Source organism: Pseudoduganella sp. LjRoot289, assembly GCF_964252925.1.
Lineage (GTDB): Bacteria > Pseudomonadota > Gammaproteobacteria > Burkholderiales > Burkholderiaceae_D > Rugamonas.
Genome location: NZ_CAXUPN020000001.1, coordinates 6,426,542 through 6,441,410, shown reverse-complemented (window position 1 = coordinate 6,441,410; position 14,869 = coordinate 6,426,542). Strand labels below are relative to the sequence as shown.

Genomic DNA, 14,869 nt, shown 5'->3' with positions numbered 1-14,869 from the left:
CCAGATCAACAATGTCACTATCCGGCATCCGCGAACAAAGGAAACGACATGACTTCCATGCAGCTGGTCTTCGGCATCAGCGCCCTGCTCTCCCTCGCCGCCATCCTGCTGATGGCGCTGGTGCTGTTCGACCGCCTGGCGCCGCTGACGGCGGCCCGCCTCGGCCTGGCGCTGGAACGGCGCCGCTCCGGCCTGGGCCTGCGCAGCGCGGAGGTGCCCGGCTTCACCATGCCCTACCTGGAAGGCGGCACCGGCGAGCCGCTGCTGCTGATCCACGGCTTCGGCGGCGACAAGGACAACTTCACCCGCGTCGCGCGCTTCCTCACGCCGCACTACCGCGTCATCTGTCCCGACCTGCCGGGCTTCGGCGACGCCAGCCGTGACGCCGGCGCGAGCTACGGGATGGCGGAGCAAGCCGAGCGCCTGCGCGCGCTGCTGGACCAGATCGCGCCCGGCCGGGTTCACCTGGGCGGCAATTCCATGGGCGGCTTCATCGCCGCCCGGTTCGCGGCCGCCTATCCGGAGCGCGTGGCCAGCCTGTGGCTGCTCGACGCCGTCGGCACGGAAGCGTCGAACGCGTCGGAAGTCGTCCAGCACTACCTCGCCAGCGGCGAGATGCCGCTGCTGCTGCGCCAGGAAGAGGACGTGGATGCGATGGTCGAAGCCTGCACCCACAGGCGTCCCTTCCTGCCCTATTCGGTGCTGACCATGCTGGGCCGCCGCGGCGTGGCCGACTTCGCGCTGCACACCAGCATCATGCGCCAGCTGGCAGGCGCCCAGCCGCTGCAGTCCCTGCCGCAGTGCGCGGCCATGCCGGCACTGGTGGTGTGGGGCGAGCAGGACAAGATCCTGCACCCCGCCGGCGCCGCCGCCTTCGCTGCGCTCTTCCCGCGCAGCCGCACGGTGATGATGCCGGACGTCGGCCACCTGCCGATGTTCGAAGCGCCCAAGCGCTGCGCGCAGGACTACCTCGCCTTCCGCCGGGGCCAGGCCTGAAGCCTATTTGCCGGTGACGGTAAACTCGCCGTATTCCTTCAGCTGTTCACCGACGGCGTCCTTGCTGCCCACCACCACGATAGCCTGCGTCTCGGGCGCGAAGTATTTCCTGCCCATGTCGCGCACCTGCTCGGCGGTGACCTTCTGGATCTTCGGCACGAAGGCGCCGAGGAATTCGGCCGGCAGCCCCACCAGCCAGTTATTGGCCAGGGTGGCCGCCACTGCGCCCTGCAGCTGGTTGGTGATCAGGTAGGAGCCGGCCATGTAGCGCTTGTTCATGTCCATTTCCGCCTCGCCCACCAGTTCCGTGCCCAGCTTGCGGTATTCCTTGAAATACTCGCCCAGCGACGCACCGGTCACTTCGTTGCGCACATCGGCGCCGCCGACGATGCCGCCGCCCTCGCGGTACATGCGCGCGCCGGCCGACGCGCCGTAGGTGTAGCCCTTCTCTTCGCGCAGCTTGAGGTTGACCCGGCTGCTGAAACCGCCGCCCAGGATGGTGCTGGCCAGGCGCAGCGGCACGTGGTCTTCTGTGCTGGCCGCCGGACCGGGGCGGCCCAGGCGCAGCGTGGACTGCACGCTGCCGGCGCGTTCGAGCAGCAGGCGTGCCGGCGCAGCCGCCGCGGGCGCGGGCGGCGTGGCCGGCAAGGCCGGGCCGCTGGCTTTCCAGTCACCGAAGGCCGCCTCGGCCAGCTTCATGGCTTCCGCTTCCTTGATGCGGCCGGTGATCACCAGCAGGCTGCGCTCGGGACGGAAACGCCTGGCGTGTTCGGCGCGCAGCAGCGCGGCGTCGGCCGAGTTGATGGCTTCGGCGGTCGGCGTGGTGCGGCCGTAGGGATGGTCGCCGTAGACCGCGCGCGCGAGGGCACGTTCGGCGCGGAATGCCGGGCGGGCCTCGGACGCCTTCAGCGCCTGCAGCGCGTTGGCCTTGGCCAGCTGCACCTCGGCATCCGGGAAGGACGGTTCGCGCACCACCTCGGCCAGCAGGCCGGCCATGGACGCGGCGTTCGAGGCCAGCGCGTTGGCGGACACGGTGATGCCGTCGTTGGAAGCGGACGCGTCGACGCTGCCGCCCATGCCCTGCGCCGCCTCGGCCACCGCGCGCGAATCGCGTTTGGCGCTGCCCTCGTTGAGCAGGGAGGCGAGCAGGCTGGCGAAGGCCGGATGCTGCGCGTCGTCGGCCGCATAGCCGGCGCCGCGCACGGCGAGCACGTAGTCCACGCGCGGCAGTCCCTGGCGCGGCACCACCCACACTTCAAGGCCGTTGGACAGCGTCTTGCGGGCGATCTTCGCCACCGGCAGCGGCTTGTCGGCGCCGTACGGCGGCACCGGCGAAGTGGCGGGAGCGGGAGCGGCCGGGATGGCCGCCGTGGCGGCTGCGTTCCGGGCCTGCAGCGCGGGGACGCACAGCGTGGAGACGGCCATGGCCAGTATCAGTTTTTTCATGGTGCGGTCCTTATTTCGTTGCCGGCGCGGGGGCCGCTGGGGCCGCGGGAGTCGCGGGAACGGCCGGGGCGGCCGGGGCGGCTGGCTTGGCGGCCGGCTTGCGGTCGATCACGGTGCGGTTGGCCCTGGTCAGGTAGGTGGCCGCGACGCGCTGGATGTCCTCCGACTTCACGCCGTCTATCCAGCCCGGGATCCTGTTCACCACCTTGGCGTCTCCCCACAGCGTCTGCAGCCTGGCCAGCGTGTCGGCGCGGTTGATGAAGCTTTCCAGTTTGTTGTACCAGTCGGCCAGCATGGCGGTCTTCACGCGCTTGAGCGATGCCGCGTCCACGCCCTCCCTGGCGATTTTGGCGATTTCCTCGTCCATGGCGGCAAGCACCGCGTCGGCGCTGCTGGTCGGCTTGTACATGCTGAACACGGTGAACAGCGTCGGGCCGTCGTATTCCCACGGGCCGGTCAGGCCGTACAGCGGCTGCACATTGAGCGCCACTTCGCGGCCCTTGACCAGGCCCAGGTACAGGCGCGAGGCGTCGCCTCCGCTCAGCAGCTCGCCCAGCACCGCCATCGGCGCCTGGTCCTTGCTGCCCCGCTCCGGCATCTTCCACGCCGCCGCCAGCGCCGGCACCTGCGCCAGCGCGTCGCTCTGTTCGACGCGCTTCTCGGCCGTGTTCAGGCCCTCGGTGAAGTCGCCGGACTTCGGCGTGGCGCGCTTCGGTATCGCGCCGAAGTACTTGCCGGCCAGCGCGTAGCCCTGCTGCGGCGTGACGTCGCCGGCGATGGCCAGCACCGCGTTGTTGGGGCCATAGTAGTCGCGGTGGAAGGCGCGCACGTCGTCCAGGCTGGCGCCCTCCAGGTCCTGGAAGCTGCCATAGCCGTCGTGGTTGTTCTCCCACTTCTGGAACGCGTGCTGGCCGATTTCGATCCACATGAAGCCGCCGTAGGGCTGGTTCTTCACGTTGACGCGGATCTCCTCCTTCACCACGTCCTGCTGGTTCTTCAGCGTTTTCTCGTTGAAGTCCAGCGTCTTCATGCGGTCCGCCTCCAGCCACAGGATGGCGTCCAGTGCGGAAGCCGGCGCGGTTTCGATGTAGTTGGTGAAGTCGGCGCGGGTGGAGCCGTTATTGCGGCCGCCGCCGCCGGTGATGGTCCTGTCGAACACGCCCTTGGGCGCGTTCGGCGTGCCCTGGAACATCAGGTGTTCGAACAGGTGGGCGAAGCCGGTGCGGTTTTTCGGCTCCAGCCGCATGCCGACCCGGTACACCACGCTGACGCCGACCGTGGGCGAGCTGTGGTCTTCGGTAACGACGACGGTCAAACCGTTAGCCAGCTTCTTGACGTGGACCGGCACGTCCCAGCGGTCGGCGCTGGCCGCTTGCGCGGACAGCGAGAGCCAGGCCGCCGCCAGCAGGACAGGAATGTGGCGCATGCGCATAGGTGGACACCTTTCATTGGTTGTTCGTGCAATTTTGCAGCTACGATAGCAAAAATACACGCCTATGATCGCCGCCGCCAACAATTTTTGCGTACTGAACAGTTGTGCGCGGCACCGGCGGGATTATGATGGGGCAAGCTCACTCCCCATGCGAGGTGGTTCCATGAAACGACGCTTGCTATTACTCACCCTCGGCACTGCCCTGTTGCTGGCCCGGGCACCGGCGCTGGCGGCGGAACGCGGCACCGCCGACGAAGCGATGGCCATGGCGAAGAAGGCCATCGCCTACCTGAAGGCCAACGGCAGGGAGAAGGCTTTCGCCGAAATCAACAACCACGCCGGCCAGTTCGTCGACCGCGACCTGTACGTGGTGGTGTACGACTTGAACGGCAAGAACCTGGCGCACGGCCAGAACCCGCGCATGATAGGCAAGGACCTGATCGACATCCGCGACGCCGACGGCAAATCCTATATGCGCGAACGCGTCGAACTCATCAAGACCAAGGGCAAGGGCTGGCAGGATTACAAATTCCTCGATCCGCTGACCAAGAAGATCGAGCCCAAATCGATGTACGTCGAAAAGGTTGACGACCTGATCGTCGGCTGCGGTATTTACAAGCCCGACTAAGCGCCCTCCCGCCAGGCGGGCGGCACCAGCCAGTTGGCGCCGCCCCTCCCGCCCCTCGCCAGTCCAGGCAGCCCCTGCGAACCGGGCTGATCCGTGACAGGCTGCGGGTTTCCAGTTACCATGTCTGCCTGGCAACTGCTCTATTGCAAGTCATCATCCTTGCATAATAGATAATTTTTCACGTGTCCAAGGAGGCCTGCATTGGCAGCGCTGAACGACGTCGCGCACTGGCGCGCCCAGATCTTTATGCGCATCCTGCAGTTCGTGCTTGGGCTAGGCATGATCACGGCCGTGCCCAGCATCATCCTCAGCATCTCCGAAGGCCTGTGGTCGGTGGCCGTCCTGGACGTGGTGGCGCTGGCGTGGATCGTCGGCATCTGGCGCTGGCGCAGCGTCCCGTTCAACGTCCGCGTGATGAATTTCCTGGCCGTGACCTTTGTGTTCGGGGTCGGCCTGCTGGTGAAGGTGGGGCCGGTCAGCCAGATCTACCTGATGGCCGTGCCGGTGCTGGCCGCGCTGCTGCTCGGGCTGCGCGCCGGCCTGTGGGCGCTGGCGATCGACACCGCCGCGCTGCTGGTGATCGGCTACTACACCAATTCGATGCCGGACCTGGTGGGGCTGGAACTGGCGGCCTTCCTCAAGTGGTGCGTCATCACGCTGAACTACCTGTTCATCACGGCGGTGCTGACCCTGTCCTGCGGCGTGCTGCTCAAGCGCCTGGAAAGCTCGATCGCCGACCTGCGCGCCACCGCCGCGTCCCTGGAACAGGGCAAGCAGGAACTGACCGCGCTCAACGCCGAGCTGCGCCTGACCGCCGCCGCCGTGGCGCGCCTGAACGACATGGTCAGCATCGCCGAGGTGGCCGGCACCGAGCAGCGCATCATCTTCGTCAACCGCGCCTTCGAGCGCCGCAGCGGCTACGACCGCGACGTGATGATGGGCGGCAGCCTGCGCCTGCTGCAAGGGCCGGAAACGGCGACCGGCACGCTGGACCGCATCGCGCAGGCCATGGCGCGCAGCGAGGCGGTGCGCGCCGAGCTGCTCAACTACACCCGCTACGGCGAGCCGTACTGGGTCGAGCGCGAGCTGGTGCCGATCTCCGACGAGGGCGGCAACAACACGCACTGGGTGGCGGTCGAGCGCGACATCACCGAGCGCAAGAAATCGGAAGACGACATCCACCGCCTGGCCTACTTCGATGTGCTAACCGGCCTGCCGAACCGGCGCCTGCTGATGGACCGCATCGACAAGCTGCTGGCCAGCTCGGAGCGCGGCAAGCTGTATAGCGCGGTGATGTTCATCGACCTGGACAACTTCAAATACATCAACGACGCGCGCGGCCACGCCACCGGCGACGCGCTGCTGAAGAACGCCGCCGCGCGCCTGGCGCAGCTGATGCGCAAGGCCGACACGGTGGCGCGCATCGGCGGCGACGAATTCGTCGTGCTGCTGGCGCACCTGGGCAGCGTGCACGCGGCTGCGGCGCACGCGGCGCTGCTGGTGGCCGAGAAGATCCGCGCCGCCATCGCCCAGGACTTCGAGATCGACGGCCAGACCTACAGCAGCTCGGCCAGCATCGGGGTGACCTTGCTGCCCAAGGGCGAGCATGGCGAGCAAAGCGCGCAGGACTTGCTGCGCGAAGCCGACATCGCCATGTACCGCGCCAAGGCCGACGGCCGCAACGGCATCGCCTTCTTCGAGGCCGCCATGCAAGCCGAGGTCGAGCAGCGCCTGAACCTGGAGCGCGGCCTGGCGCACGCCATCGAGCACGGCGAGCTGGCGATGCACTTCCAGGCGCAGGTGGACCGCAGCGGCGCCGTCATCGGCGCCGAGCTGCTGATGCGCTGGCAGCGCGCCGACGGCAGCTGGGTCTCGCCGGCGCTGTTCATTCCGCTGGCCGAGGAATCGGGCCAGATCCTGGCGCTGGGCGACTGGGCCATTCGCCAGGCCTGCGCCGCCGTGCTGCAACTGGCGCAAGCCGGGCACGCGCTGCCGCTGTCGGTCAACGTCAGCCCGAACCAGTTCCGCCAGGCCGGCTTTGTCGAACAGGTGCGCGCGCTGCTGGCCGAAACCGGCGCGCCGGCCGGCATGCTGATCTTCGAGGTGACCGAGGGGCTGCTGGTGGAGAACCTGGAAGACACGGTGCTGCGCATGCGCCAGCTGGCCGCGCTCGGCATCCGTTTCTCGATCGACGATTTCGGCACCGGCTATTCCAGCCTGGCCTACCTGAAGAAAATGCCGTTGTACGAGCTGAAGATCGACCGCAGCTTCATCCAGGACACGCCGAACGACGCGTCGGTGACGGCCATCGTGCAAACCATCCTGGCGATGGCGCACCACCTGGATCTGAAAGTGGTGGCCGAGGGCGTGGAAACCCAGGCCCAGGCCGACTTCCTGATCAGCAGCGACTGCCACGCCATGCAAGGCTACCTGTACGCGCGCCCCGCCCCGTTCGCCGAACTGATGGCGCGCCTGGGCAGCGCGGCGCCGGCAGCCACCGCCGCCACCGCAGCGGCGGCAGCAGCAGGGGCCTGAGACCATGGAATTGATAATTGTCGCGGCCTGCCTGCTGGTGGCTGCCTTCGCTTATTCGCTGCGCGCGGCCGGCACCAAGCCGGTAGTGGGCAGCGACTATTACGCGGTCTCGCGCGACGGCCGCGTGCTGTTGACGCGCGGCGCGCGGGTGCAATGCCTGCGCGCGCTGGCGATGGAGGAAGGCCTGCGCGTCACCCTGCGCAGCGGTACCCGCACCGGCAATTTCTTCGTGCACGACCTGGTGGCCGAAGCCCACCTGCCCAATCCCGCCGGCCGCCAGCGCGTGCGACACAAAGACGGCAACAAGCGCAACAACGCGGTCGACAATCTCGAGTGGTATTAAAAAAGCCCGCCGGGCTTGCGCGCGGCGGGCTTCAGGGAAGCGTAGCAAGCTTACTTCCCGGTGTACTTGTTCAGCCAGTCCAGCACCGTGTGGTGCCACAGCACGGAGTTGGCGGGTTTGAGCACCCAGTGGTTCTCGTCCGGGAACACCAGCAGCTTGCTGGCTATGCCCTGGCGCTGCAGCGCGGTGAAGGTCCCCAGCGCTTGCGCGGTCGGGATGCGGAAGTCCAGGTCGCCCTGCACCACCAGCATCGGCGTCTTCCACTTGGCAACGTGGTGCACCGGGTTGTACTTCTCGTGCGACTCGGCCGCCTTGTAGTACGGGCCGCCGTATTCCCACTCGGTGAACCAGATCTCTTCGGTCGAATAGGCCATGCCGCGGATGTCGAACACGCCGTCGTGGTTGACGATGCACTTGAAGCCGTCCGACCAGTTACCCTCGATCCAGTTCATCATGTAGCCGCCGTAGGACGCGCCCAGCGCGCAGCTGCGCTCGCGGTCCAGCCAGGGGAACTTGGCCACGGCCGCGTCCATGCCCTTCTTCAGGTCTTCCAGCGGCTTGCCGCCCCAGTCGCCGCTGATCGAATCGGTGAAGGCCTGGCCGTAGCCGGTGGAGCCGTGGAAGTCGATGAAGACGGTGGCGTAGCCGGCGCCGGCGTACACCTGCGGGTTCCAGCGGTAGCTCCACGCGTTGCCGAAGCTGCCCTGCGGGCCGCCGTGCACCAGGAAGGCGACCGGGAATTTCTGGCCCGGCTGGGCATTCCATGGCTTCATCACGTGGCCGTACACGGTCTCGCCGTTGGCGCCGGCGAAGGAGAACTGTTCGTATTCGCCGAAGCGCACGTCGGCCAGCGCGGCCTCGTTCACGTTGGTGATCTTCTCGGGCTTGGCCGCACCGGTAGCGCCGCCCAGCTTGAACTTGTACAGCTGCGCGCCCGAGGCCAGGCTGGCCTGCGCCATCACGACCGTGTCGCGCGCGACGCTAAAGGCGCTGACGTAGCCCGGGCCGGAAACAGCCGTGGTCTTGCCGCTGGCGGCGTCGATGCTGAACAGGCGATGCTGGCCGACGTCGTCGGCGGTGGCCAGCAGGGACTTGCCGTCCGGCGCCCAGTGGAAGTCGGACACGGAACGGTCCCACGCGTCGGTCAGCGCGCGCTTCTTGCCGGTGGCGACATCCATCAGCACCAGGTGGAAGCGGTCGGCCTCGAAGGTCGGGCGCTTCATCGCGGTATAGGCCAGCGTCTTGCCGTCCGGCGAGAAGGTGGCCCTGGTGTCCCAGGCCGGGTTGTCGGCGCTCAGGTTGCGCGGCTCGCCGCCGGCGGCGGGCACGCTGTAGATGTCGAAGTTGGTGGACCAGGCTTCCGTCTTGCCGGCCACGCGGGCCGAGAACACGACGGTCTTGCCGTCCGGGCTGAACTGGTATTCCTCATGGTCGCCGAAGGGCTTGGACGGCACGTCGCCGTCGATGTTGCCGCTCAGGCTGACCGGCGCGGCGCTGACCTTGCCGCCGGCGTCGATAGGCGCGGTGTACAGCACATTGTTGCGGCCGTCGTTCCAGGTATCCCAGTGGCGCACGAACAGGCGGTCGTAGACCTTGCCGGTGGCCTTGTCCTTGGCTTGCGCGTCGAGGCGGCCCTTGCTGCACGCCAGGTCGGCGCAGTCGCGGAACACCGCCAGGCTCATGGCCAGGCGGTCGCCCTGCGGCGACAGGCGGAAGTTTTCCACGTCCAGCGGCAGGTCGGTCACGCGCGCGGCTTCGCCGCCCGACAGCGGCAGGCGCCACACCTGGTTGCTGCCGGAGCGGCCGGACAGGAAGTAGACGGCGTCGCCGGACGGCGACCACTCGGGGTCCGTGCTGCTGGCGTCGGCCTGGGTCAGGCGCACCGGCGCCGGCTTGGCCGCGCGCAGGTCTATCATCCACAGCTGGGTGTTGCCGCGGTTTTTCTCCATATTGGTGGAGCGCACCGTGTACACCACCTTCGACGCGTCCGGCGACAGCAGCGGGCTGCCGACGCGTTCCATGTTGACCAGGTCTTCCACGGTAAAGCCGCGCGGGGCGGCATGTGCCACTTGGGCGGCACACGCGCTTAGCGCGGCCGCCAGTACCAGCAGACGTAATTTCATTCGGTTTTCTCCGACATCGTTATAAAAATCGCCAGCTTGTGGCCGGCGCAGTCGGACATGATACCAAGATTCACGGACATAAAGAGACCCGCCGGCCCTGCCTGGCACCGGCGGAAAGGGAGACACCACGGACGGCGGACACGTCCGCGGTTCACTACACGAAACCATCCCGTCAAGATTCAATATAGCGAGCTTTCGGCGCCGCGGGATAGTATTTTCCTCGCTGCGGCGCGCCGCGCATAGCGCCCCTGCATGCCGCCGCCGGGCTTGCGCTACAATTGCAAGCAGCCCTACAGCGACCCCGACAGCCCCCTGCAGCCACGTCATCCAGCCCAACCTCACTCCATCCCGCCACGCCCATGAATATCGCTTTCGAAACGCCGGACCAGCCCGACATCATCGCCCTCATCGCGGACCTGGACGCCTACCAGCTGACGCTCTACCCGCCCGAAAGCGTGTACGCGCTGGACATGGCGTCGCTCAAGCAGCCCAATGTGGTGTTCGCGGTGGCGCGCGACGCGGCCGGCGCGGCGGTGGGCTGCGCCGCGATGGTGGTGACGCCGGAATTCGGCGAAATCAAGCGCATGTATGTCCGTCCCGAAGCGCGCGGCCAGGGCCTGGCGCGGCGCGTGCTGGGCATGCTGGAACGGGAAGCGGCGGCGCGCGGCTGCACCTTGTATACGCTCGAGACCGGGCCGTCCCAGCCGGAAGCGATCGCGCTGTATGAAAAGCTGGGCTACCAGCGCTGCGGCCCGTACGGCGGCTACCGCGACGATCCGCTCAGCGTGTTCATGCGCAAGACGGCGCAGTGATGGCGCGGCAGGACAGCCTGACCGAGCTGCGCGACCTGGCGCGCGCCTTCGCGGCCGAGCGCGACTGGGGCCAGTTCCACACGCCGAAGAACCTGGCCATGGCGCTGACAGTGGAAGCGGCCGAGCTGGCCGAGCATTTCCAGTGGCTGCCGACCGGCGCCGACCACGAGCTCGACGAGCGCAAGCGGGAAGGCATACGCCACGAACTGGCCGACGTGATGCTGTATCTGATCCAGCTGGCCGACAAGACCGGCGTCGACCTGCGCAGCGCGGTGCTGGAAAAGATGGAGCTGAACCGCGCCAAATACCCCGCCGCGCAGGTGCGCGGCGACGCCCGCAAGTATGATGAATATTGATGATGCGCTTGATGATGCGCGGCGGCACCGGCGGACTACGTACTGCGTGCCAATCCGCCCTACAGAGGGATGCAGCGGCGCAGCGATGCGGTAGCTGCGCCTGCGAACTACGGGGCGTCGCAGGGCGGGATAGCGCGCCAGCGCGTAAGCCGCCAAGCCGGCCGCCAAGCCAGCATCAAGGCAACGCCAGCGCCCTGCGGATTTCGGCGTAGACCAGCTTCCACGCCGGCGAGCTGGCCGCCACCTCGTCGTAGTGGCTGGCGTTCGGCAGCACCACCACGTCAGCCGCGTCGCCGGCCGCCCTGGCGCGGCGGGCGTAGTCCTGCGCCACGCGCACCGGCGACACCGTGTCCAGCTCCCCCGTCACCAGCACCGTGCGCACACCCGCAGGCAGCAGTTCCGCGGGCGAGGTGTCCGAGAACACGTCGGGCCGCGCCGCGCTCGGCAAGCCGGTCAGCTGCACCATAGCGCGGTCGCAGCTGGTCTTGATCAAGCCCTCCTCCTTGCGCAGGTCGGCCAGCCCGCCCAGGCTGATCACCTGCGGTATCGCCAGCGGCGCCGCGCGGTACGCCGGGCTATCGGTCGCCAGCCTGTGGCGCGAGGCCGCCCACTGCGCCAGGTGGCCGCCCGCCGAATGCCCCACCGCCACCACGCGCGCCAGGTCCAGCTGGTGCCCGGCCGCTTCCTGCCGCAGCAGGTCCACCGCCGCCGCCACGTCCTGGTACATGCCGGGATAGCCGCCGCCCTCCTCGTCCACCCGCCGGTACTCGACGTTCCACACGGCGATGCCGTTCCTGATCAACGCCCCCGCCATATTGCGCATCTGCGCGATGCCGCCGAAGTGCACGGTCCAGCAGCCGCCGTGGATCAGGATCACCACCGGGAACGGCCCCTGCCCCGCAGGCTTGAACAGTTCGACGAACTGCGACGGCGCGCTGCCGTAGGCGATATGGCGGTCAGGCCCGGGGCCGGACAGCGCCAGGTAGTCCTGCAAGGTCATCGGGGCAGCGGCGGCGCCGCCGGCAGCGCCGGCGACAGCGGCGGCGCACAGGGTCTTGCGGAGTCGGGTCAGCATGGGCTATCCAATAAAAACGGGGCAAGGCGCAGCATACCGCGCCCCGCCCCGCCTGTCATGCCCGCGCGGGCCTTAGAACTTATAGCTGGCGCGCGCGTAGTAGTAGCCGCCGTTGATGCCGAACGGCGAGAAAGATGGGTAGACCGTCACCGCCGAGTTGTCCAGGTTGGCGCGGTACACGGCCAGCAGCTTGGCGTTCACCTGGTCAGGATACTTGTTGAACAGGTTGTTGCCGCCGGCCGACAGGGTCCAGCCGTCGCCCATGCGGTAGCTCACCTCCAGGTCCGTGATGGCGGTCACGCCGATCTCGGTCTTGTAGTAGTCGGCGCCGTCCGGCGTGCCCCATTCGGACGACTTGCCGTAGATCGCCTCGCGCAGGTTGACGGTCCACGCACCCTTCTTCCACAAGGCGCCCAGGTTGACGCGCATTTTCGGCGAGGCGGTCTCGATGTCCGAAATGGCGGTCTTGTCGAGCAGCGTCTGCGGCCGCAGCTGCGCCGGCGCCTGGTTGATCTTGGTCACCTGCACCTTGTTATAGTTGGCCGCCGCCGACCAGTCGACCCGGCCCGCATCGCCGTAGTTGCTGTTCAAGGTCGCGACGAACTCCACGCCGCGCGAGCGGGTGTTGACGGCGTTCGAGAAGATGTTGATGCCGGTCTGCACCACCGTCGGATCGAGCACGTTGCCGTTGGCCAGGATGGCCGCCGTCACCGCCGGCGAGTTGTCGGCGCCGCCCGAACCGTACAGGGAACCGCTGCCGACGATGCGGTCGCGGATGGCGATCTGGTAGACGTCCATCGTCACGGCCACGCTGCTGCTCGGGTTGAGCACCAGGCCGGCGCTGAAGTTGGTGGACTTCTCCGGCTTCAGGCCGTTTACGCCCACCAGCGCGGCGCCCGGCGAATTGGGCGCCAGCTGCACGAAGGCGCTGCGCGGCGACACGTTGGTGGCCGAGTAGTACTGCTCGGCCAGGGTCGGCGCGCGGAAGCCGTTGCTGACGGTGCCGCGCAGCGCCACGGCCGGCGTGAAGTCGTAGCGGCTGGTGACCTTGCCGACCTTGGCGCTGCCGAAGTCGCTGAACTTCTCATAGCGCGCGGCCAGGTCCAGCGTCAGCGCGTCGGCCGGGTAGACGATCAGGTTGGCGTACACCGCCTTGTTGTTGCGGTCGTGTTTGCCGGCGTCGGTCAGCGAGAAGCCGGGATAGGACTGCGAACCCTCCTTGTAGCGCGAGGCCGCGTCGCCCGCCTTGATCTGGTACTTGTCGACGCGGTGCTCCAGGCCGAGCGCAAAGGTGGCGGGCTTGGCGCCGAACAGCGCCAGCTCGCGGCTGAAGTCCAGGTTGTTGGTCCACTGGGTGGAGACGAAGGCGCCGGCCGAGAACACGGTCGGGGTGAAGCCGGTGTCCTGGTACAGCGAGACGTTGCCCGAATCCTCGACGCCGATGTCGGCCTTGTCGCGGCCGTAGGTGGTGCTCAGCTCCCAGTTCCAGGCCGCTCCCAGCTTGCCCTTGTAGCCGGCAGTGAAGGCGTGGTCCTGGTCCTTGATGGTCTCCTTGGGGCTGAACCCGAGCGGATAGACCTGCGGCAGCCGGCTCGGCATGCGGTAGTTCTCGAAGGCGCGCGCCTCCTTGCGGCCCACGGTGCCGAACAGGTACAGCGCGCTGTCGTCGTCGATGTCGTAGCCGGCGTTCAGGCCGAACACGGTCAGGTGGTATTGCGCATCGCCCGAGATCCTGTTCAAGTTGGGGTAGCCGGGCGCCTGCAGCAGCGGCATGGCCTTGATGTTGGCCGGGTCGGCGACGCGCGGGTCGATGCCGCCGCGGTTGCTGAAGCCGTGGTATTTCGATTCGGCCGACAGGCTGACGAAGGCCTTGTCGAACGGCGTGAAGCCGACGTTGCCCATGGCGTCGGCGGTCTTGCCGCCGCCGTCGGAATAGCCGCCGCCGTTGACGTTGAAAGTGCCGCCCTGCTGGTTCGACTTGAGGATGATGTTGATCACGCCGGCGATGGCGTCGGTGCCGTACTGGGCGGCCGCGCCGTCCTGCAGCACCTCGATGTGGTCGATCATGGTGACCGGGATGTAGCTCAGGTCGGCCGCCGCGCCGCCCTGGAATGGCCCGCCCAGCACCGCCAGGTTGGACGTGCCGTGGCGCCGCTTGCCGTTCACCAGCACCAGCGTGTTGTTCGGGCTCAGGCCGCGCAGCCGCGCCGACAGGGTCAGGTTGGCGGTGTCGCCGCCGAAGGCCTGGGCCGTGAAGGACGGCAGGTTCTGCGCCAGCGCCTGCATCAGGTCAGGCTGGCCGGTGCGGGCCAGCGAGGCGTTGTCGAGCACCTGGATCGGCGAGGCGCTGTTTTCCACCTTCAGGCCGCTGGCGCGGGTGCCGGTCACGATCACCGCGCCCGCCGACACCGGCGTGACGGCGGCCCCCGCCGCCGCCACGGCCTGTGCTTCTTCGGCCGCCGCATCGACAGCTGCGCCGACCGCTGCGTCGGCAGCCAGCGCGTATCCCGAGTACAGCACCGTGATGGCTGCTGCGCATGCTTTCAATTTGGCCTTGTGCATAACGATATCCCTTGGGTTGAGTGACTTCTTATGTGCTTATTTTTTTGCGGCGACCACTTCGATTTCAACCAGCCAGCCCGGCACGTTCAGCGCCGCCACCTGCATGACCGCGCGCGCGGGCAGGTTGGGCTGGCTGCCGCCGAAGAACTGCGTATAGGCCTCCATGAACCCCTTGACGTCGGCCCGGTTGCCTTTGGCCGGGTCGCCGACCAGAAAAACCTGCATCTTCACCACGTCGCCCATGGCCAGGTTCATGCCCTTGAGGATCTCGTCGATCTTCTTCAGCACGCCCATGGTCTGGGTCCTGGTGTCGCCATAGGCCGCCAGCGAGTCGGGCGCGGCGTTCTTGTCGGTCACGGGCGGCACCTGGCCGCTGATGAAGTGGATGGTGGCGCCCGGCGGCAGCGTCACCGCCTGGGCGATGGGGAAGTCGGAACCGGGGATCTTGTGGCGGATGATTTCCTGTGCCTGCGCCTGCGCCTGCGCCTGCGCCAGGTTCGGGGCCAGCGCCGACAACAGCGCCAGCGCGGAGAAGGAGCTCGTAACGATGGTTTTCTTCAT

Annotated in this window: 12 protein-coding genes; 6 read left to right on the top strand and 6 right to left on the bottom strand. The window is 67.8% G+C overall.

Annotation, left to right across the window (positions count from 1 at the left end; translation table 11 throughout):
* The first annotated feature begins 48 nt into the window (after nt 1-48).
* Entirely contained in the window at nt 49-996 is a 948-nt protein-coding gene (locus ACSQ8Y_RS27735) for an alpha/beta fold hydrolase (protein ID WP_436269599.1), read from the top strand.
* Nucleotides 997-999: 3 nt separating this feature from the next.
* On the opposite strand, the gene ACSQ8Y_RS27730 is transcribed toward ACSQ8Y_RS27735, so the two are convergent.
* Together ACSQ8Y_RS27730 and ACSQ8Y_RS27725 are read right to left on the bottom strand one after the other, a co-directional pair.
* The gene (locus ACSQ8Y_RS27730) at nt 1,000-2,442 is read right to left on the bottom strand and encodes a M16 family metallopeptidase (RefSeq protein ID WP_436269598.1); all 1,443 of its coding nucleotides are present in this window, start codon (nt 2,440-2,442) and stop codon (nt 1,000-1,002) included.
* A gap of 10 nt (nt 2,443-2,452) precedes the next feature.
* Nucleotides 2,453-3,874 (bottom strand): M16 family metallopeptidase, encoded by a 1,422-nt coding sequence (locus ACSQ8Y_RS27725; RefSeq protein ID WP_436269597.1) that lies wholly within the window; start codon nt 3,872-3,874, stop codon nt 2,453-2,455.
* 163 nt (nt 3,875-4,037) lie between these two features.
* Between ACSQ8Y_RS27725 and ACSQ8Y_RS27720 the strand changes: the two genes are divergently transcribed.
* From ACSQ8Y_RS27720 to ACSQ8Y_RS27710, 3 genes are all read left to right on the top strand, one after another.
* A complete protein-coding gene (locus tag ACSQ8Y_RS27720) occupies nt 4,038-4,502 on the top strand; it encodes a cache domain-containing protein (protein ID WP_436269596.1) in 465 nt (154 codons plus the stop codon).
* 201 nt (nt 4,503-4,703) lie between these two features.
* Nucleotides 4,704-7,037 (top strand): putative bifunctional diguanylate cyclase/phosphodiesterase, encoded by a 2,334-nt coding sequence (locus tag ACSQ8Y_RS27715; RefSeq protein ID WP_436269595.1) that lies wholly within the window; start codon nt 4,704-4,706, stop codon nt 7,035-7,037.
* Between the two features lie 4 nt (nt 7,038-7,041).
* Nucleotides 7,042-7,380, top strand: coding sequence for an HNH endonuclease (locus tag ACSQ8Y_RS27710; RefSeq protein WP_436269594.1), 339 nt, complete (start codon nt 7,042-7,044; stop codon nt 7,378-7,380).
* 50 nt (nt 7,381-7,430) lie between these two features.
* On the opposite strand, the gene ACSQ8Y_RS27705 is transcribed toward ACSQ8Y_RS27710, so the two are convergent.
* The gene (locus ACSQ8Y_RS27705; protein ID WP_436269593.1) at nt 7,431-9,503 is read right to left on the bottom strand and encodes a prolyl oligopeptidase family serine peptidase; all 2,073 of its coding nucleotides are present in this window, start codon (nt 9,501-9,503) and stop codon (nt 7,431-7,433) included.
* A gap of 359 nt (nt 9,504-9,862) precedes the next feature.
* On the opposite strand from ACSQ8Y_RS27705, the gene ACSQ8Y_RS27700 reads away from it, so the two are divergent.
* Together ACSQ8Y_RS27700 and ACSQ8Y_RS27695 are read left to right on the top strand one after the other, a co-directional pair.
* Nucleotides 9,863-10,315, top strand: a complete 453-nt coding sequence (locus ACSQ8Y_RS27700) for a GNAT family N-acetyltransferase (RefSeq protein WP_436269592.1) — start codon at nt 9,863-9,865, stop codon at nt 10,313-10,315.
* A complete protein-coding gene (locus ACSQ8Y_RS27695) occupies nt 10,315-10,671 on the top strand; it encodes a nucleotide pyrophosphohydrolase (protein ID WP_436269591.1) in 357 nt (118 codons plus the stop codon). The genes ACSQ8Y_RS27700 and ACSQ8Y_RS27695 overlap by 1 nt, the downstream gene beginning before the upstream one ends.
* 175 nt (nt 10,672-10,846) lie before the next feature.
* On the opposite strand, the gene ACSQ8Y_RS27690 is transcribed toward ACSQ8Y_RS27695, so the two are convergent.
* The 3 genes from ACSQ8Y_RS27690 to ACSQ8Y_RS27680 all read right to left on the bottom strand — a co-directional run bounded on the left by ACSQ8Y_RS27690 (nt 10,847) and on the right by ACSQ8Y_RS27680 (nt 14,869).
* Nucleotides 10,847-11,746 carry an alpha/beta hydrolase gene (locus ACSQ8Y_RS27690; RefSeq protein ID WP_436269590.1) on the bottom strand — a complete coding sequence of 300 codons (900 nt, stop codon included), beginning with the start codon at nt 11,744-11,746 and terminating at the stop codon, nt 10,847-10,849.
* 72 nt (nt 11,747-11,818) lie between these two features.
* A complete protein-coding gene (locus tag ACSQ8Y_RS27685; protein ID WP_436269589.1) occupies nt 11,819-14,308 on the bottom strand; it encodes a TonB-dependent receptor plug domain-containing protein in 2,490 nt (829 codons plus the stop codon).
* Nucleotides 14,309-14,344: 36 nt separating this feature from the next.
* Nucleotides 14,345-14,869, bottom strand: a complete 525-nt coding sequence (locus ACSQ8Y_RS27680) for a RidA family protein (protein WP_436269588.1) — start codon at nt 14,867-14,869, stop codon at nt 14,345-14,347.